This window comes from Enterobacter sp. MGH 4 (genome assembly GCF_000534735.1).
Classification (GTDB): domain Bacteria; phylum Pseudomonadota; class Gammaproteobacteria; order Enterobacterales; family Enterobacteriaceae; genus Enterobacter; species Enterobacter intestinihominis.
In genome coordinates, this window is record NZ_KI973289.1 from 1,854,717 (window position 1) to 1,873,837 (window position 19,121).

General features: G+C 54.4%; 19 protein-coding genes. 3 read left to right on the plus strand and 16 right to left on the minus strand.

Features of this window, described 5'->3' with window-relative positions:
* Nucleotides 1-65: 65 nt before the first annotated feature.
* The 13 genes from L350_RS13640 to gspC all read right to left on the minus strand — a co-directional run bounded on the left by L350_RS13640 (nucleotide 66) and on the right by gspC (nucleotide 13,783).
* Entirely contained in the window at nucleotides 66-2,768 is a 2,703-nt protein-coding gene (locus tag L350_RS13640) for a glycosyl hydrolase family 18 protein (protein WP_032624556.1), read from the minus strand.
* Nucleotides 2,769-3,021: 253 nt separating this feature from the next.
* On the minus strand, nucleotides 3,022-3,819 hold the full coding sequence (locus L350_RS13635; protein WP_032624557.1) for a prepilin peptidase: 798 nt from the start codon (nucleotides 3,817-3,819) through the stop codon (nucleotides 3,022-3,024).
* Nucleotides 3,816-4,301, minus strand: coding sequence for a type II secretion system protein GspM (gene gspM / locus L350_RS13630; RefSeq protein ID WP_022647595.1), 486 nt, complete (start codon nucleotides 4,299-4,301; stop codon nucleotides 3,816-3,818). Before gspM ends, L350_RS13635 begins: the two co-directional genes overlap by 4 nt.
* Entirely contained in the window at nucleotides 4,298-5,431 is a 1,134-nt protein-coding gene (gspL, locus tag L350_RS13625) for a type II secretion system protein GspL (protein ID WP_023299701.1), read from the minus strand. Before gspL ends, gspM begins: the two co-directional genes overlap by 4 nt.
* Nucleotides 5,432-5,446: 15 nt before the next feature.
* Nucleotides 5,447-6,457, minus strand: coding sequence for a type II secretion system minor pseudopilin GspK (gene gspK, locus L350_RS13620; RefSeq protein ID WP_023305786.1), 1,011 nt, complete (start codon nucleotides 6,455-6,457; stop codon nucleotides 5,447-5,449).
* Nucleotides 6,454-7,107, minus strand: a complete 654-nt coding sequence (gene gspJ, locus L350_RS13615; RefSeq protein ID WP_032624559.1) for a type II secretion system minor pseudopilin GspJ — start codon at nucleotides 7,105-7,107, stop codon at nucleotides 6,454-6,456. Before gspJ ends, gspK begins: the two co-directional genes overlap by 4 nt.
* On the minus strand, nucleotides 7,104-7,484 hold the full coding sequence (gspI, locus tag L350_RS13610) for a type II secretion system minor pseudopilin GspI (protein WP_022647591.1): 381 nt from the start codon (nucleotides 7,482-7,484) through the stop codon (nucleotides 7,104-7,106). Before gspI ends, gspJ begins: the two co-directional genes overlap by 4 nt.
* Nucleotides 7,477-7,962, minus strand: a complete 486-nt coding sequence (gspH, locus tag L350_RS13605) for a type II secretion system minor pseudopilin GspH (RefSeq protein ID WP_023299697.1) — start codon at nucleotides 7,960-7,962, stop codon at nucleotides 7,477-7,479. The genes gspI and gspH overlap by 8 nt, the downstream gene beginning before the upstream one ends.
* Nucleotides 7,962-8,411: a type II secretion system major pseudopilin GspG gene (gene gspG / locus L350_RS13600; RefSeq protein WP_023299696.1), complete on the minus strand. Its 450-nt coding sequence runs from the start codon at nucleotides 8,409-8,411 to the stop codon at nucleotides 7,962-7,964. The genes gspH and gspG overlap by 1 nt, the downstream gene beginning before the upstream one ends.
* Before the next feature lie 3 nt (nucleotides 8,412-8,414).
* Nucleotides 8,415-9,623 carry a type II secretion system inner membrane protein GspF gene (gene gspF / locus L350_RS13595; RefSeq protein WP_032624561.1) on the minus strand — a complete coding sequence of 403 codons (1,209 nt, stop codon included), beginning with the start codon at nucleotides 9,621-9,623 and terminating at the stop codon, nucleotides 8,415-8,417.
* Nucleotides 9,623-11,101, minus strand: a complete 1,479-nt coding sequence (gene gspE / locus L350_RS13590; protein WP_023299694.1) for a type II secretion system ATPase GspE — start codon at nucleotides 11,099-11,101, stop codon at nucleotides 9,623-9,625. The genes gspF and gspE overlap by 1 nt, the downstream gene beginning before the upstream one ends.
* Before the next feature lie 14 nt (nucleotides 11,102-11,115).
* A complete protein-coding gene (gene gspD / locus L350_RS13585) occupies nucleotides 11,116-13,038 on the minus strand; it encodes a type II secretion system secretin GspD (protein ID WP_032624564.1) in 1,923 nt (640 codons plus the stop codon).
* A 13-nt stretch (nucleotides 13,039-13,051) separates the two neighbouring features.
* Nucleotides 13,052-13,783 carry a type II secretion system protein GspC gene (gspC, locus tag L350_RS13580; protein ID WP_032624565.1) on the minus strand — a complete coding sequence of 244 codons (732 nt, stop codon included), beginning with the start codon at nucleotides 13,781-13,783 and terminating at the stop codon, nucleotides 13,052-13,054.
* Between the two features lie 300 nt (nucleotides 13,784-14,083).
* On the opposite strand from gspC, the gene L350_RS13575 reads away from it, so the two are divergent.
* Both L350_RS13575 and L350_RS13570 read left to right on the plus strand, forming a co-directional pair.
* Entirely contained in the window at nucleotides 14,084-15,646 is a 1,563-nt protein-coding gene (locus L350_RS13575; RefSeq protein WP_032624566.1) for an ExeA family protein, read from the plus strand.
* Nucleotides 15,646-16,278, plus strand: a complete 633-nt coding sequence (locus L350_RS13570; RefSeq protein WP_050595066.1) for a hypothetical protein — start codon at nucleotides 15,646-15,648, stop codon at nucleotides 16,276-16,278. The genes L350_RS13575 and L350_RS13570 overlap by 1 nt, the downstream gene beginning before the upstream one ends.
* A 3-nt stretch (nucleotides 16,279-16,281) precedes the next feature.
* Here L350_RS13570 and L350_RS13565 read toward each other — a convergent pair whose 3' ends face one another.
* From L350_RS13565 to L350_RS13555, 3 genes are all read right to left on the minus strand, one after another.
* Entirely contained in the window at nucleotides 16,282-16,905 is a 624-nt protein-coding gene (locus tag L350_RS13565) for a helix-turn-helix domain-containing protein (protein WP_032624567.1), read from the minus strand.
* Nucleotides 16,906-17,166: 261 nt separating this feature from the next.
* The gene (locus L350_RS13560; RefSeq protein ID WP_023305777.1) at nucleotides 17,167-17,997 is read right to left on the minus strand and encodes an N-acetylmuramoyl-L-alanine amidase; all 831 of its coding nucleotides are present in this window, start codon (nucleotides 17,995-17,997) and stop codon (nucleotides 17,167-17,169) included.
* Nucleotides 17,994-18,317: a heavy metal-binding domain-containing protein gene (locus L350_RS13555; protein WP_003858361.1), complete on the minus strand. Its 324-nt coding sequence runs from the start codon at nucleotides 18,315-18,317 to the stop codon at nucleotides 17,994-17,996. The genes L350_RS13560 and L350_RS13555 overlap by 4 nt, the downstream gene beginning before the upstream one ends.
* A gap of 97 nt (nucleotides 18,318-18,414) precedes the next feature.
* Between L350_RS13555 and L350_RS13550 the strand changes: the two genes are divergently transcribed.
* Nucleotides 18,415-18,933, plus strand: coding sequence for a lipoprotein (locus L350_RS13550; RefSeq protein ID WP_022647580.1), 519 nt, complete (start codon nucleotides 18,415-18,417; stop codon nucleotides 18,931-18,933).
* The last annotated feature ends 188 nt before the right edge of the window (nucleotides 18,934-19,121 follow it).

A 19,121-nucleotide genomic window follows, 5' to 3' on the forward strand; every position in this document is an offset into this window, starting at 1 on the left:
AAACATCCTGTAAATGAATTTCTAATTACTCCCCCTCAGAAGGGGGGAGTAATTAATGGGTTAGATTATTTGCAATCTGTTGATGCGCCTTCTTTTACCCATACGTCGCTATTTGCTGGGTTATCGCCACGGGTCCACCATTTCGCACGGTAAACGTTACCTTCATAGGTGGTGGTGTCGCCGCCGTTGTAGACCAGGTCAGAACGCCAGTTCATCTTCACGTTGCTTACCAGCTCCCACGCGTCCATACCGAAGCCAGGCTGATTGCCCTGAGTCCAGTATTTCGCTTTCCACACGAGGTGGTCGAAGCTTACGGTATCGCCGTTGTTATAGATTTTGCTCGCGTCCCACGCAGCGTATTTGCTGGCGTTGGCATCGACAGGTGCGTCGCAGCTGCCGGTGGTATCATCAGCTGGCGGGGTTACGTCGTCTGCTGGAGGGGTTACGTCGTCAGCCGGTGGTGTGACGTCATCGGCAGGAGGCGTTACCTCGTCAGCCGGCTTAGGCTCCACCGTCACCTGCACGTCAGACTGCACGCTGGTTTTACCGTCCGTCACAATAACGCTCAGGGTGTAGGAAGAAGTATTGTGCACTTCTGGCGCAGTGATGCGAACGTTGGCCGAATCAGTGCCGGTCGCGTTCATATCAGCCGGTACGCTCCAGCTGTAGGTCAGCGCGTCACCATCAGGATCGGATGCCTGTGCGTGCAGAGAAATTGCTTCACCGGACTGAACGGTAACGGCTTCCATAGCATTGATTACCGGCGCCTGGTTGGCTTTAGGCGCTTTATTCACAACCTGGACGTCAACAGCATTGCTCAGCCCTTTAGCGTCGGTTACGGTCAAACGGAAGACCAGGTTCTGGTCGCTTGTCACAGCCGGAACGCTAAAGCTGGCTTTTGCTTTGGTGCTATTAGCGATGGTCACAGAAGGGCCTGAAACCTGCGTCCATTTATAGGTCAGCGCATCGTCGTCCTGGTCGCTGGAAGCAGAGCCATCCAGGGTCACGGTTGCAGGACCGGTGACATTTTGATCGGCAGCTGAAGCCACTGGCGCATGGTTAGTCTCAACAGGCAGATCCGGGATGGAACTTCCGCCCAGCAGGCTTTCGTTCATGGCGTTCAGGATATCGCCGTTATCAGACTCGATAGACCATGCGAACAGTCCGCCCAGGTTTTTGTTCAGTACGTATTTGCCTTTCGCCATAACGGAACGGGCGTTATCGTACGTCACCAGCTCACCGGTGGACTTGTTGAACACGTACGGCGCTTCAGCCGCTTCGTCATATTTGTATTCCCAGCCCGGTTTGCCCAGCATCTGGTTGACGATTTGACGATAGTCAACGATACCGTTTTCCCATGTCCCTTTAATTGGTCCGGTTGCGGTGCCGGTAAATGGATTATCGCCGGTATAACCATGAACGCCGGTCCAGCCGCGGCCATACATACCTGCGCCTACCACGATCTTGCCTGGCTTAACGCCCTGCTCCAGCATCGCTTTCACCGCATTATCGGTGGTGTAGTTAGTGTCTGGTTTCCAGGAAGCACCGTACAGGGCGGTCTGGTGGCCCAGATCGGTATTGCTCCAGGCACCGTAGAAGTCGTAGCTCATCAGGAAGATATGGTCGAGGTACTGCTGCGTGGTGTTATAGTCCACGTCTTCGATCTTATCTTTACCGGCACCGATTGCAGTAGTCAGCTCGTAGGTACGACCGGTTTCCGCAGACAGTTCATTCAGCATCTGACGCAGGTCGTGCATCAGCGCGGTGTAGGTGGCTTTATCGGTCTGAGGATTGCCGAGTTTGGCGTTTTCACCGCCGCCGCCCGGGAATTCCCAGTCAATATCCACGCCGTCAAACACTTTCCAGGTGGTCAGGAAGTCTTTTACCGACGCCACGAAACGGTCACGCAGTACTTTGTTATCCATCTGATAGAACGGATCGGACAGGGTCCAGCCACCAATGGATGGCAGAATTTTCAGGTCAGGATGGGCTTTTTTCATCGCCATCAGCTGCCCATAGTTACCTTTGTAGGGATCGTCCCAGTTGCTTACGCCTTTCTGCGGTTTCTGCAACGCAGCCCATGGATCGTGAATGGCCACGGTGTAGTCCTGACGGCCAGCACAGGCGCGTTTCAGGGATTCCAGTGCACCTGAAGATTTGGCGCTGTCGTTAATACCGTCGCCACCGCAAATTGGAATAAAGCCGTACAGCAGGTGGTTAATGTTCGCGACCGGGATCTTATCCGCAGAGAAGTTTCGATCGTAAACGCCCCACTCAGGGAAATAGGCACCGACGACTTTATCGGTATGCTGAGCGAAAGCTTTGTTATTTTCCAGCAGCGGCGAATTCAGCGGCAGCAAATGGCTTCCGTCGGTATCCGCCACGATAATCAGTTTGCTTGCGCTTTTGGTACAGCCGCTGTCGTTACACAGTTCGACCTGTTCCTGATAGCGGCCCCCTTTTTTGACTTTGAAGGTCGCAGAACCCGCCGCGCTGCCCGCGCCGGTCCAGACGGTCTTGCCGTCCAGCAGCACTTTTGCAGACGTTGGGGCGTCACCGCTCCAGACGTTCCATTCCACTTTTACATCAACACCCTCTTTATGCACTTTGATGAGGTTGTTGTAATCCTGTGCCGCCTGATCCACTTCTACCAGCGCAAATTTATCATTGCCCGATGTAATAGAAGGCGTACCCGGCGCAGCTGCAAATGCGGAGCTGGTGGCCGCCGCAATAAAGAGCGCCAGATATTTTGGTTTCATAAATTTCATTTTTATTTCCTGATAAATTTATTTATAACGTAATAACCCATGCCTTCCGTGAGATCATGGATGCGTTTCGCGTAATGCGTATTTAACCAACGTGAGTGCCGTGAACAAAAAATTGTTGCTGCGCTGTATTCCTCCATAAAAAGATACAAGCCAAATCCCGTGTAGCTTATATCTCCTACGATACACCGAGCGTAAAGAGTCGTCCTTCTCTCCCAGCATCAAAAAGATTTATAAAAAACCTTGACCAGTATATTTAAAATGTGAAAGCAAACTGCTGACTAATAAACACCACGATTCCAGAAAAGGCGAGGTAAGGACCAAAAGAAATAGTGAGGTTATTTTTATTTAAATTATTGACGGCGAAATAACCGACAATACCGCTTAACGCTGCCGCCAGCTCAATGGAGGGTAATGCCTGCCAGCCGCACCAGGCGCCCAGCGCCGCCAGTAGCTTAAAATCCCGGTAACCCAGCCCTTCTCGTCCGGCGATCAGACGAAAAGCCCAGTAGAGCAGCCAGAGCGACAGATAGCCCGCCACCGCGCCAAACAGCGCATCACGTAGCGGCAATGTGTGGTCAATAGCATGGAGCACTAACCCCGCCCACAGCAGCGGCTGGGTCAGGCAGTCCGGCAACAACTGATGCTGCCAGTCGATCATGGCCAGCGGCAGTAAAAAAGCCGCCAGTAACCACAAAGAGAACAGCGCCTGAACGTCCGGCATGCACCAGGCCGTGATGCCAAAAAACAGCGCGGAGAACAGTTCCACCAAAAAGAGTCGCAGCGGGATCGCGCTGCCGCACTGGTGACAGCGCCCCCGTAATAACAGCCAACTGAGCAGCGGGATATTTTCCCATGCAGCAAGCGTGTGCTGACACACCGGGCAGTGCGAGGCAGGAAAGAGCAGATTGCCGCTCCCCTCCTCATCCATCACCATTCCCGGTACGCGCTCGGCAACAACGCCAAGAAAACTGCCCATAATCCCGCCCAAGATAGCACTCATCATCGGGAAACCGAGCGGACAGGCCTCCCGCATCAGCGTGAAGGTATTCATGCGCTTTTTGACCAGGTAAGCTGCACCTGTGCTTTCACATCGCTGAGGTGGTCAACCGGCGTGAGGTTTATTTTTTGCAATGTCACGCCGGAGGTCTGATTAATTTCACGCAGCCAGCTTTTTAATTCATATACATTTACCCGATTCACCACGAACGATAAAGTTTGCCCCTCCTGGCGCACATCCGTCAGTGAAAGATTAATTTCATGAGCGCTGTTCTCGACCACCGTACGCGGATTATTCGTTTTAACTAACTGGACCTGAAGATGATTTTTATCAATTTCACTGCGCATCCAGTTGAGCGTCTCTTTTTGTCTTTTAAGCGTCGATTTACTATTTTGGATCATATTATCCAGGGGAATTACTCCTGTGTAATACACCGCAGCCCCCACAATGGCAACGGCACATATTTTTAAAATGATTTTTTCCCGAGCGCTGTAATTCTGATAGCGTGATTTCAGCTGCGCGATTCGCTCTTTCATTTATGTTTCCCTGCGATCATGGCGGTATACGGTTCGGTTGTTGAAACAGGTTGTAAGGTAAAATCAAAATTCTCACTGGTCTGGTTCACAAACGCCTGCAACGCGGGCTGGCTTTGCGCGCTAACGCTCAGCGTCAGGGTGTTTTGCTGCGCATCGTATTCCAGCAGATCGATCTCCATCGCAGGGACTGACTGCCGGGCTTTCTCCAGCTCCTCAAGCTGAAGAAAGAACCCCTTGCTCTGTTTTTTCAGGCTTTGGCCAAAGTGATATTTGATATTGGTCTGCTGGCGCATGCTGGGGAAATGGTGCTGATAAACCTGAACGATCTCCTGCTGAACCCGATTTTCCTGCTGCACCAGCATCCAGGCCATCGCAATGCGCGGCCCCAGCAGCAGACCAACGGACAGCAGGCCCGCCGCTATCATCGCTGCTTTCATGCTTTTTGCGGCCTGGCCATGACCGGCCTTAAGGCTGAATTCACCGTGAAGCAGATTCACACGACAGGTTTTCCACTGCGGCTGGATCAGCACCAGCGGATGCTGCCAGGCATGCTGTACGTCAACGTGAACGTCCGCAGGCGCGTCGCCGTAGCAACACACTTCCCCGTCTCCGGCTTTCTGCATCAACAGCGGCAGCAGGGTTCCCTCCATTTCACCCGCCACGTGGGGAGATAAACGCAGCCAGTAGCCTTTATCCTGTGCGACCAGCGTGCTGCCCCCTGCCGCCACGGGCAGCAGCCAGGCATCAGGCAGGGCCTGAATCACGTTTAATCCGGCCTCGTGACAGCGGGTCAATGCCGCACGCAGGCGGTCGGCGTCAATGGCAACGGCGTCGACGTCAGCGCCTTTTTTGTAGAGCACTGTCCAGTGGAGGTTGTCCACGTCGCCAATCAGCGTCTCTTCCGCCATCCACGAGAAGGCCATCGCCTGAGAAGCCACCTTTTTCGGCAGCGTGAAATGGCGGAAAATCATGTCGCTGGCGGGCAGCAGGAGACAAACGCGTGTAGCCAGCGGGTGTTCGGCCAGCATCTCCAGGCTGTCGAGCACCTCGACGCGCTCGCTGCCGGACTCACAGCACATTATTTTCCCGCCCTCGCGGCTGTCGGGGCGAACAAAAAGTACCTGTTTCATAACGTTCTACTTTTCTTATTCAATCATTCGGTAACGACGCTGCCACGTCACGATCTCACCGGCTTCGTTATTCATCTGAAGCTGGCTGACCACGCGAAGCGTTAATTCATCGGTATTGCCGCTGTAATTCACGCGGAAGTACCGGCTGTTTATAGAAAATTGATCTGCCACCTGCGGGAGATCGTCTTTTAACTGCGGGAAGGTCTGCTCCAGCGCTTTGCTGAACGCGTCCATATTTTCCCAGCCCGATTCCGGACGTGTATCCAGCAGACGAACCGCGTCATCCTGCGTGAATTTTCCCGGAAACATGGCCGCCAGCACAGCGGCCTGTTCCGGTTGCAGGGTGTTAACGTCCACCTTGCTGGCGGCGTCCGGCAGCGCGCATAACAGCTTGCTCACCTTCGGATATGCCGTAACCGGGAACGCTGGCAGCAGTTTGATCTCCGCGATGCTGCGCATCATCTGGTTTGCCGGTTGCCGGGCGGGCACGATGCCAGCCCACGCATCGCTTTCGGCACCCTCTTTCGCCGTGGTGCTGTCACCATCGAGATAATCCACCAGCTGGAAATAGACCGCCTCCGCCGTGCCCGGACTGAGCCCGCTTTCCGTCAGGAGTTGTTCAACAATCCGCTCTTTACGCGGTTTTTCCGCCACAGCGGGAGCGCTTTGCCCCTGGGGCGCGACGTCGGCGGTCAACAGGTTATTGACGTTAAAGCAGTCCTGAGCGTCTTCCACCTGGCTCACGACCGTGTAGTCTTCTCCCTGCGTCTCCAGCGGCTGATGCCAGTCGCCGTCCAGCGCCAGCGGCTTGCTCTCGCCGCTGGCATCGGTCTGTAACCTGTCCTTCACCACTTTTTCCTGGGCCTGCATCGCCCAGCGCAGCTGCTGCTGGCTTATCTGATAATGCGTTTTCTGCAAATTACGGCAGAACTGCTGGCTGATTTTGGCGGCCAGCGCCGACATCATCACCAGCAAAATCAGCACCACCAGCAGGGCGACGCCCTTTTGTTGACGGATTCGGTTCATGGTCTGGTCTCCGGCGAAGGCGCAGGGGCTGCGTCCGGAGTCGTCGCAGGCGCGTCGGCGGCTTTCTCTGGGGCAGCGGCAGCGGCCACCTCCGGCATATCCCCTGGCGTGGTGAACACCCAGCGCCAGGTATCCCCGTTTTCCATCGTCAACGTGACCTCCACGCCGTCCGGCAGATGGGCGGCGTCGTGCCAGGCTGTCTGCCAGCCCTGACGATAAAACCGCCACTGCAATGCTTTTACGCCGCTGACAATCGGCACTTCGTCAGGCTTAACGTCCACCGGGCCGTCAATGACCTGCCAGACGTCGCGGTACAAACGCCCCTCTTCCAGCCGCCAGCGCACGCGCTCCAGCTGGACCGTTCCGCTCACGCCATTCAGGGTGGTCAGTTCAAGGGCATCGCCCTCCTGACGGAACAGATCTGGCTCATTACGCGGCGCTCGCGCCTGTAGCTGGAAAAAATCGCGCTCCATCAGACTCCAGCCGCGCTGAAGCTGGTTGAGCTTAGCGGCGCTGGCATCGGTGGCCGAGCTGGTACGCATCGCGCCGTCCAGAATTTGCCAGGCCAGGGTGCTGATTACCGCGAAAATAGTCAGCGCAATCATGATCTCCAGCAGGGTAAATCCGCGCTGGCGTCGCGTTTTCTTCACTTGCTCTCTCCCGGCGGAATGATGTGCAGGGAAATAACCGGCTGGCTCTCATCGCCTTCCGCATAGACGCGAATGGAGTTCGCCCAGCCGTTGTCGGCGGTTTTCACCCGCTGCTTACGCCAGTTCCAGCTGCGCCCGCCCATGATTTCCGTCCCCTGCTGCTCAGCATCCGGGAAGTCGGTTTTGGTGAGCTGCGCTTCCGCCAGCTGATTTTCCGCCACCCAACTGGCCTGCAAGGTATCGGCCAAGCCATGGGTAAAACGCACGTTCAGGGAGACCGAGTTCATTAGCGCCAGCGCGGCGGTGGAGAAAATCACCAGCGCGACCATCACCTCCAGCAGCGTCATCCCCTTTTGCTTTGTGTTGTCGTTAGCCATCGTTTTCTACCGATACCGGCGCCGCACCCTGCGACACCACGCGGAAATGGTGCTGTTTGTCGTAACTTTGCAGCGTCAGCGTAAAGCGGCTGATTTCACCGTCCGGTAAAAAGATCACCTGTGGCTCGGACGCCACCGTCGCGGCCAGGCGCTGCGGCGAGAGCGACACGTGCATCTCTTCCGGAAAATCACCTTTGGTGGTAATACGTCCGGCAGATAATGGCACCCAGTGACGCTCGCCATTTTTATCCGCGATCGTCACCAGCTGATATTTATCGGTGGCGATCACCAGCCCGACAATATTTCCGTCCATCACCGCACGGTCTGAACCATAATCAACGAGCGCTTTTAATTGCTGGCCAAATATATCCGCGCCGCTGCGCGAAGGAATGGTGGACACCACCATCATGGCGCAGCTGGCAAATATCACCAGCGCCAGAATAATTTCCAGCAACGTAAAGCCGCGTTGATTTTTCATTACTTCTCGTTCTTATCCAGAGACCAGTTGGTAATGTCATCGGCAGTATTCGCTTCGCCGTCCGGACCCGCAGAGAAAATGTCCACCGCACCGTGTTCACCTGGGCTGACCAGAATATAATCGCTGCCCCATGGATCCTGCGGCAGGCGGCGAATATAGCCATCCGCGCGATAGCCGTTCGGGATTGGTGCGATTTCCGGCTTCGTCACCAGCGCCTGCAAACCCTGCTCTGTGGTCGGGTAGCGGTGGTTGTCCAGCTTATACATATCCAGCGAGCCTTCGAGCGCGACAATATCGCTGGTCGCCTTTTGCGTATCCGCTTTTTCTTTATTACCCATTAAGTTTGGCACTACCATACTCGCCAGAACGCCAAGAATAACAATCACCACCATTAATTCGAGCAATGTGAAGCCCGCCTGGCGAGCCAGGTTTTTACGTTTTAGAGCCATGATTTAACCTACCATATTATTAAGTTGCAGAAGCGGTTGTAATATTGAAAGAACGATGAATAAAACAATCGTCGCCATGGATACCACCAGCGCCGGTTCAAATACCGACAGCGTTAATGTAATTCGATGCTGTAATGCCGATTCCTGATTTTCTGCAGCGCGATCCATTAAATTACCTAATTCCCCGCTCTCTTCACCGGAGGCAATCATATACAGCATGGTTGGCGGGAATAATTTCGCCTGTTCCAGCGCCGCATACAGCGACGCCCCCTGACGTACGGTATCGGCGGCCTGCTCAAGCACCTGACGGGCATAGAGATTTTCAATACCGTCCATCGCGATATACATTCCCTCCAGCAGCGGCACGCTGCTGGCCTGCAAAATGCTCAGGGTACGGATATAGCGGGCGCTGTTGATGGCGCACACCAGCTTTTTAATCGGCGAGCCGTTCACCAGCCAGCTGTGCCAGCGAAAACGGTTTTTCACGTTTCGCACCCAGGTTTTGAAGCCGACGAACGCCCCCGCCAGGCTGCCGACAATATAGATACCCCAGGCTTGCAGGAAATCACTTACCGCAATCAGCGTCCGGGTGGTGATCGGCAGTTGCTGTTTCATGTGGGTAAACTGCTCAATCACCTGCGGCACCACCGCCACCAGCAGAATGCCGATCACCGCGATAGCGACCACGGTGAGGGTAATCGGGTAGACCATCGCCTGCGTCAGCTTGCTTTTCATCTTCTGGCGCTGTTCGTTGTACTCCGCCAGCTTCTCCAGCACGTCGCCCAGATGGCCGGTCTTCTCACCGGCCATCACCAGCGTGCAGTAGAGTTTGTCGAAGGTGCGTGGAAACTGGCTAAAGGCGTCGAACAGCGTATGCCCCTCGACCACCTTCTCGCGGATCTCCATCACCATCGCCGCCAGCTTTTTGTCTTCCGTCTGCTTAGAGATTGCCTTCAGCGCACTTTCCAGCGGCAGCGCGGCGTTCACCAGCGTCGAAAGCTGACGGGTAAACATCGACAGCACCGGGGTAGAGAGCTTCGCCCCGGTTTTCGCTTTCCCGCCTGTCGCCGTTTCGCGGGTTTCGGTGATACTCACGGGCATCAGCTTTTGCTCGCGAAGCCACTGGCGAACCTGCTTCTGTCCCTCGGCCTGTAACGTCCCGCGCTGGGTTTTTCCCGCGGCACTCGTCGCCGTCCAGGCGTAGAAAGCCATTACGCATCCCCCCCACGCTCGGCGGTGACGCGCATGACTTCTTCCAGAGACGTCACGCCGCCGATCACTTTCAGCAGCCCGTTTTCACGCAGGCTGTAGGCCTGCTTAAAGAGCTGCGTTTCGATGGACATTTCGTCCTTATCTTCATGGATGGCGCGGCGCATGGTACTGTCCACCACCAGAAACTCATGAATACCGGCGCGGCCCTGATAGCCGCTCTGACGGCAGTGTTCACACCCCACCGCGCGATAAATCGCTTTTGGTGGCGCGTCCATAAAGCTGAACAACGCTTTTTCATTGGCATCCAGCGGACTGGTGGTCCGGCAGTGCGTACACAGCCGACGCACCAGACGCTGGGCAATGACACCGAGCAGCGATGAACCGATTAAAAACGACTCCAGCCCCATATCCCGCAGACGGGTTATCGCCCCTGCGGCACTGTTGGTGTGCAGCGTCGACATCACCAGGTGACCGGTCAGCGACGCCTGCACCGCGATCTGGGCGGTTTCACCGTCGCGAATTTCCCCGATCATCACCACGTCCGGGTCCTGACGCAGAATCGCGCGCAGCCCGCGGGCAAAGGTCATGTCCACGCGCGGGTTAACCTGCGTCTGCCCCACGCCTTCCAGCTCGTATTCGATCGGATCTTCCACGGTCAGAATGTTGCGCTCGTGACCGTTCAGCGCCGAAAGAATGGCGTACAGCGTGGTACTTTTACCGGAACCCGTCGGGCCGGTAACGAGGATGATCCCGTGCGGGCGGTCAATCAGCCCTTTCAGCTTCTCCAGCTCTTCATCAATCAGCCCAAGCTTGTTGATGTCGGGCTTGAGATTGCTTTTATCGAGCAGGCGCATGACCACGCGCTCGCCGTACTGAGACGGAATGGTCGACACACGCACATCGATGGCCTTGCGGCCGATGCGCAGGGAGATACGTCCATCCTGGGGGAGACGTTTCTCGGCGATGTCGAGTTTCGACATCACCTTAATACGCGACACCAGCAGCGGCGCGAGCTTACGCGCCGGTTGCAACACCGGGCGCAGCACGCCGTCAACGCGGAAGCGGATGCTCAGCGTGCGCTCGAAGGTTTCGATATGAATATCCGACGCGCCGTCCTTCACCGCCTCGCCGAGAATGGCGTTGATCAGGCGGATCACCGGTGAGTTTTCGTCGTTATCGAGCAGATCTTCGTTATCCGGGATCTCCTCGGTTAAGGCCATCAGATCGATATCCGCGTCCATGTCGTCCACCAGTTGCTGCGACACGCCGCTGCTCTGCTGCCAGATTTTGGCCAGCATCTCGTCAAACGCTTCCGGCGTCACAGTGACGGGGATGAAAGCACGGCCCAGCACCCGGCGCACCTCCAGCAGAGCATGCGCAGGAGTGTCGTCCCGGATATAGACATCATTGTTGTAAAACAGAACGCCGTTATCTTTTGCGTAGTTGCTGCTACACAGTGTTTTACTCAGTTCGTCCACGTTACCCCTCCGCGCTATTCTTTAAACGGATTGCGCGTGGCGCTGGTTTTCACCGGTGCGGCGCCAGTGCTTGCAGAGGGAAACGCGGGCAGGACGGCGTTGTCAGTCGGCTCAACAATACCGAGCTTTTTCTCCTCCACTCGCTGCATCTGGCGCACCCGGATCTGGTCATATTTCTCTTTCGAGGCCGCGCTGTAGTTGTCGTCGTCACGCAGGACGGTGGTATGAATAAACACCATCAGGTTGCGTTTGGAAGTATCCTGCGAGGTGTAGCGGAACAGCTGACCGACCAGCGGGATATCGCCGAGCAGGGGCACTTTGGACACGGACTGTTTGGTCACATTTTCCATCAGACCGCCGAGCACCACCGTCTGACCACTGTGGACCATCACTTCGTTATTAATCGTGCGCGTGTTGAAGGTTGGGCCGAGGCTGGAGTCTTCCGTCGCGCTGTTGTCGACACTCGACACTTCCTGCTCAATCTTCAGATGGATCATGTCGCCATCGTTAATCTGCGGCACAATCTTCAGCTTGGTCCCAACGGTTTTACGCTCAACCGAGTTAAAGACGTTGTCGCCGCTGGTGGTTTGCGAACCGGAAAGCACCGGCACATCCTGACCGACGTTGAACGACGCTTCTTTGTTATCCAGCGTGACCACGCTTGGCGTTGAGAGGATGTCATTTTTGCCGTCGGTGGAAAGCGCGGTCACCAGCGCACCGAAGTCACCGTTAAAGAAGCCGGTCGCAAGGCCAGTGAAACTTGCCCCTTTCATGGTGCCATTTTTAATCTGGCTGATTGGCAGGCCGGTGGAGCCAAACTGCACCCCGCCGTGCTTGCTGGTCCACTGCACGCCAAGATCCAGGCCGTTACCGTCCTGCACTTCGGCAATGATCGCTTCCACCAGCACCTGCGGACGGCGAATATCCAGCTTGTCGATCACTTTCTCGAGGGAGTTCATCACGTTAGGCTGTGCGGTGATCACCAGGGAGTTGGTTGACTCGTCGGCGGTAATATTCAGATCGGTTGAGGCGCTCGCGGATTTCGCTTTGGCCGCACTCGGCTTGTCTTTCAGCTGCTCACCAATCCCGGTGAGAACCGGCACCACTTTGGTGGCGCTGGCATACTTGAGGTAGAAGACGCGGGTATTGCCCTCGTTATTCTGCTCACGATCCAGCTGATGAATAAGGGAACGGGTGCGCGCCCGCGCATCTTCCGCGCCGCTGATCACCAGGCTGTTGGTTTCGTCATCCGCGACGACTTTAGTCGCCAGCTGCGGCGCGTTCTGCCCTTTCTGTTCTTCATTGTTGAGGTTATTCAACATCTCCGAGAGTTCTTTGGCGGACGCAAAGCGCAGCGGGATGATTTCGCGACGCTGGATGCCGTCTTTATCGACGCGCTGCACCAGATCCACCAGCCGGTTCACCACCGAGGCTTTACCGGTTAACAGCAGGACGTTGGACGGCTCAAAGTGGACCACGTTCCCGATACCGGTGGCATCGTTGAGCTGACGCAGCAGCGGGGCCAGCTCGCGAACAGGCACGTTTTCCATGCGCACCACGCGGGTGATGATCTCGTCACCTTTGCCCGGATTTTTGCTGTCTGCCAGCGGCGCACCGGCGGTACGCGCCACGCTTGAGCGCACCACTTTGACCATGCCGTTGTCCATCGGGATCACCGACAGGCCGTAGAGATCCAGCACGCTCAGAAAGAATTGATAGTACTCATCTTCCGTCAGCACGTTGTAGGTTCGGACCGAGACGGTTCCCTGGACGGACGGATCGACCAGAATGGTTTTATTGAGATTGCGGCCTACCGTATCGATAAACTCGCGAATATCAGTATTTTTAAAACTCGCGCTAAAGTTAGCTGCAAGCAGCGAACTGGAATATAACGACAATGCGGTCAGCGCCACGCACGCCCAGGGAATTTTTTTCATGTCTGCACACTTTTTAATTGTTTAGAACATTAATCCGAATATTTTCAAGGTGAGCGTGACGTCGTACGATGACCTCCGCTTCTTTCATTTTTGACCAGTTGGCAATAATGCTTTTCGCTTTTGCTTCATCGGTCATATCGACAGAGTTAACCTGAACCGCCACATCGCCTTTTACCAGACCTGACTGGCTGTAAAAGGCGGAGGCATTCCTTGGGTTTATCCTGTAGCCTTCCAGTCGGCCCTTTTCAATTATGGGTTTTAACACCAGATAATCATCAAGATGCACACTCTCTGCGCCAACATCTTTTGTCGATTTCGTTACCGGGCCGCTATCCACGCCACCCTTAAAATAGTCCGGTTTATTTAATGCCAGAATCTGCGTAGTACCTTCATAATTAACCACCACATTATCTTTGTTTATTTCCTGAATAAATGCGTCGTTAAATCCAGAGAGAGGTTCACCCTCACGGTAGCTTCTCTGACCGCCTGGCGTTTTGATGACAGCAAAGGAGAGCCAGGCGTCATCGCTGTTCACAATACCTTCGATTTCAGCTGCCAGCGGGGCTTTCACCGCACCCGGTAAGATTTCCTGACGCACGGCTGCCGTAAAAAGCGAAAAGGATTTCTCTTCGCGCGTTTTTTTCAGCGGCTGTTGATCGGCATTAGCCAACTTATTCATAACTTTTTTATAATCTTTAAAGGTGAGATACCCTTGCTGGCCGCAAAAGATCAGCAGCACAAACATAATACAAGGCGTTATCCACCGTGAAAGAAATGAGAACCTCATTTTTTATCCGGCCTATAGCAAAGCAAAAATAAGCAGCGTCATACTGCGCCAATATGGATGAAAATAGTAATAAGCTGATGCAAATGCGACCACTGACTTCGCCGCTAACTTTCATAAAGAAAAATATTGACCGTATAAAATCCAAATGTTAGACGCTGCCAGCAGGATATTTTTACCCTGTTTGCAAATTGACCGTTCAGGGGCGTTACCTTACTTTCTGATGCTGTTGCTATTCCTAATCAGAGACGGTAAGTCGTTATGTATCAGAGCCACTTTAATTTTAAAAATCCGCCATTCAGATCGATCGCCCGTTTATCCGGGGATTTTCTGGTGCCTTATCATCAGGATGTGTTCAACCTGTTGAAAGAGAAAACCCAGCAGGCGGGAATTATCGGGCTCTTTTGCGACGACGCCCCGCTTCTGGGTCACTTCAGCGATGCGCTAAAAACCCGCCACAGTAACGTCCTTGTTATCAATGCGTTTCCCAAACTGAGTGCCAGTAGCCTGCTGTACAAGCTCAATCCGGTAACGAAAGAGAGCAAGAATCGCCTGCAGGCGGTAGATGCCATCCTGCGCCAGTGGCACGAGGGAAAAGCGAAAACCAGAGTGCTGGTGATTTCACACGCCGAAGCCATGAAAGAGAGCTCCCGTGAAGTCCTGGGTACGCTGCTCACGCAAGCCCAGGAGCTGAACTTCCGGCTCTCCGTGGTGCTGACGGGCACTGCGGATCAGGAAATCCTGCTTAAGCAACCTGAACTGCGCGAATATACACACACTCGTCATGTCCTGCGCCCCCTGACCTGCCGCGAATTCCTGGGCTATGTGCAGGCGCAATGCGAAGAACACGGCTGTGAAAATTCGCCGTTAACGCCGGCCCGCGTGCGCAAAATGCACACGTTGACCAAAGGCAACATCAGCAAACTTAACGAACTGGCGCACCTGTCAATGCTCGCTGCCTGGACGGAACGCGCGTCGCAGGTCAGCCCGCGTCATTTACGCCTGGCGGCGGGAGAGATCCTGCCCGCGAAAAAACACGGTAAGCGTCTGGCAACCGTGGGGCTGTTCGCATCGGTGCTGTTTGCCGCCTGCGGCTGGTATTTAACCTCGTCCATCAGCGGGCATCTTCCCATCCAGCTGCCGGTCCCCGTCAGTTGGAAACAGCCGACGCGAAAAACGGAGGCGCCCGTGGTGCCGGTTATCGACAATGAAATGGTTAATCAGCCGGATGCGATGCACCAGCTCTATCTGATGTGGGGATATGACGCCTCGGCCGAAGATGCGCTGTGCCAGAATGCCGCTAAAGTGAACCTGATGTGTAAACAGGGGAACGCGTCGCCGGAGACGCTGGCGCAGGAAGGGTATCCGTGGGTCAGTGAACTGAAAACCAGCGGTCACCTTAACTATGCGGTGGTCGCCAGGGTCGGAGATACATCAATTGACCTGTTAATGAATAACCGGACCTGGCAGGTGAGCCGCAGCTGGTTTAACCGGCATGCGACCGGCAACTTCACCCAGTTGCACCGCCTGACACCGGAAGGAAAAGACGCGATCGGCGCGGCCAGCGACAGCAAAGACATGGCCTGGCTCGATCAGCAGTTAAGCATCGCGCTGAACCAGCCCGAAACACATGCCCGGATCTGGACCGCAGAGATGATGAAACGCACCCGTGAGTTTCAGCAAAAAATGCATCTGCACGTGGATGGCATCCCCGGCGAAGAAACGCTGATGCAGCTGATGCGCGTAACTAACAGCACGCCGAGCGTACTGATTCAGGCCACCCGCACTACCCCGGACGCAAAAATGCAGGAGAAGAAAGCCTAATGTCGACCATCTGCCTTGCGGCCCAGCGCAGCTATACAACCGGGGAAGCGGTCTGGTTTTCGTACCGCCTCCCCAGCCTGAAAAACGTTTTCGGCAAAACAGCATTATGGATGGTCGGCCTTTGCGCCATGCTGGTTGTCGGCCTGTATATGCATGTCTACTGGAACATGCGCCACCCGGCGCCTGAACCAGTCAACGCCAGCGTTGCCAAACCGGAAACCCAGCTTTCGGAGATGCACTACGTGTATGTGAGTAAACCGTTCCCACATCCGCAGCCTAAAGCTACGCCAGTGCCTGTTGATGTTCCACCGATGCCGAATCTGCCGATCATCAGTGATGATGCCGACTGGCAGCAGGCGCCCGACGGCGCGGTGCCGCAAGACCCCTCGCGGGATACCCTACCCGGAACTGAGGCGCATGAGCACGATACCGCCCCCGCCAGCACGAGCAGTGAAGAGTCATCATTAACGGAATTATTTAAACAGGCATTAAAAGAGCAGGAGCAGGATTATTCTCAAGGAAAAATTCCCGCACCGCCGGTTGACGAAACGCAGGATAATTCACAAGCAAGTGTTAAAAACAGTGAAAACAGCCGTTCCCCTTTCAGTGATAAAGGAGACCGGCGGGAGTAGGCATTAATATTTTTCAGGCAGTGCGGTGAGGTTAAGCAGTCGACCTTTTTCCACCACAATATATTGACCTTTTTTCAGATCGGAGAGGATTTTAATAATGGTGCTACGTGCCAGGTTAGTGTATTCCTGAATGTAATCATAAACGTTAATATCACGCTGATGCTGTACAATCAGGTCGTTGATCTCATATAAAAATTCGCGAACAACAGAATATGCGCTGCGAGCGACCAGAATATCATCGCGCTTGCTCATCAGGCATATGTACCAGGAAAGCACTTTTGTCAGCTCAGGCCACAGGTTTTTCTCGGTCATCAGCTGGGCGAAGACCTCTTTCTTGATCGAGCGAACAACCGTATTCGACCGAACAAGGCCGTATATATGGGTGGCGTTGTAATACATCGACGACAGGCCGAAAATGCATTGCCCGGTAACGGTGAACAAGCACAGTTCGTCAGAGTCACGTCGAAATTCGACTTCGCCGCTGACAATAATATGAATTAAACCGGAATCAGCAGTGGAAATCTTCTGCCATTTTTTTAACGTTCTTTCTTCAACGCATGAGGTTGCAGAAATAATCTTTTCCATTTCATGTTGCGGACGTAATTTTTTTCCATAGATGCTTAACATTGTTATACCCGTTTTAAGATGTGATTTTAAAAAAACATGGCAACGGCATTCATACCGAACCATAAATATTTTCCTGATGAAAAACTCAAGAATAAAAAAAAGAGTAAAGTTTTTTATTCGCTAAATTGATTAGCGTGCTATGTGTCCATCTTAAATCCGAATAATTTTAAGTCAATTAACTAAAAATGAAATGAGATTGTACTTAGGATTAATCTAATAGAAACTTGCGGAAATATACTCATTTGGGGGTAAGCCAAAGGTTTACCCCTGCCCGTATTTCTCTAAAAGTGCTTCGGCAATCGCCATGGTTTCAACATCCGCTACGCCATTCCATAACTGCGGACGGAAATGCATCTGGAACACCATGATGATGCGTTTTTGCTGTGCAGGCGTGCTGTTTTCTGGCACCTCGTAACCGTAGCGCGCCAGCAGATCGAGCAGTGCTGCGGTATCAACCTGCTGATAATGCGGTCGCCCGTTGATATAAAAATTTACCCGCGCCGGTTCAGGCCAGGCTCCGATGCCCTGCTGCGCCAGCTCGCGCCACGGAAACAGCGGGCCAGGGTCGTCTTTACGCTGCGGGGCGATATCCGAATGGGCCACAACGTTCTGCGGTTTAATGTCGTAGCGGGCGATGATGTCTCTGGCAAGCGGGATTAGCGCCGCAATTTGCCCCGGTTCGAAGGGGGTAAAGGTTTTCACACCATCGGTTTTCCGCCAGCCGCGGTTTTCCAGCTCAATGCCGACGGAGGTATCATTTATGCGGTTGGTCCCACGCCAAAAGCTAATACCTGCATGCCAGGCCAGCTCGCTCTCCGGCACCAGCTGCCAGATACGCGGTTTGCCCTGCGGAGCTGGGGGCTTTGCGGGGATGAGATAGTGAGAGCTGACGTTTTTATCGGTTAAGGTCGCAAGCGAGGTGTCGAAATCATCGGCGGTGTAATGGATCACCAGCACCTTTATGCGCGGGTAGGCCGCCTGCGCCTGATGGCGCGTATCAAGTTCGTACGCGCCTTTATCAACAATGCCCTCTTCCGAGGCGCATCCTGCCAGCAACAATGCCAGCAGGAGGGTTGAGAGCGAACGCTTCATCGACGGGTTTTCACCGCCGTGCCGCTTACGCTCACCATCAGCATGCTGGCATCTTTCCCGACCGTTTCGTAGTCGATATCAATGCCCACCACCGCATCCGCGCCCAGCGCTTTGGCCTGCTCGCCCAGCTCCTTAAACGCAATGTCACGCGCTTTACGCAGTTCTTTCTCGTAGGCACCGGAGCGCCCGCCGACGATATCCCGAATGCCGGCAAAGAAGTCCCGGAAGATGTTGGCACCCAGAATCGCCTCACCGGTGACCACGCCGCAGTACTCGGTAATGGGTTGACCTTCCAGGGTTGGTGTTGTTGAAAATTGCATACTTCCTCTCCGTCTTTAGCGTTCAATGCGTTAGCAACTGCATTATCGGTTCGTTACGCTATGATTGAAAGGATAGTTAATAAATAAGGAAATCAACATGCGCTACTCTGCTTTAACGCTTTTAGTGCCCTGCGCGCTGGTGCTCAGCGCCTGCACTACGCCGGTCACGCCAGCCTTTAAGGATATCGGTTCCCGCAGCGGCCCCTGCATTGAGGGCGGCCCGGACGCCGTGGCGCAACAGTTCTATGATTACCGCATTCAGCATCGCGGTAATGACCTCACCGCCCTGCGCCCGTACCTGAGCGATAATCTGGCGAAACTGCTTAATGACGCCTCGCGCGATCCGCAGCAAAACGCGCTGCTTTCATCCGATCCGTTCTCCAGCCGCGCCACGCTGCCGGACAGCGCCGACGTCGCCAGCGCGTCCACCATTCCGAATACCGACGCACGGAATATTCCTCTGCGCGTGAAGCTAACCCAGGGGACGCAAACCTGGCAGGATGAGGTGCTGATGATCCGTGAAGGCCAGTGCTGGGCAATAGATGATGTGCGCTACATTGGCGGCAGCGTTCATGCTCCGGCGGGCACCCTTCGCCAGTCGATTGAGAACCGCTAACGCATACGATAAATAAACGTTAACCCCGTAAAATGTCCGGCATTTCATGCGGAATGCCGACATTTATTCTCGCCCCCCTTTCCCGTCGCTATTTTGTGCTATGTTTAAGAGGAAATACGGGTTATATTTAACTTTTAACGCAGAAATATTGCATAACTATTCTGTCAACGGTACTATCTGCGGCCTCA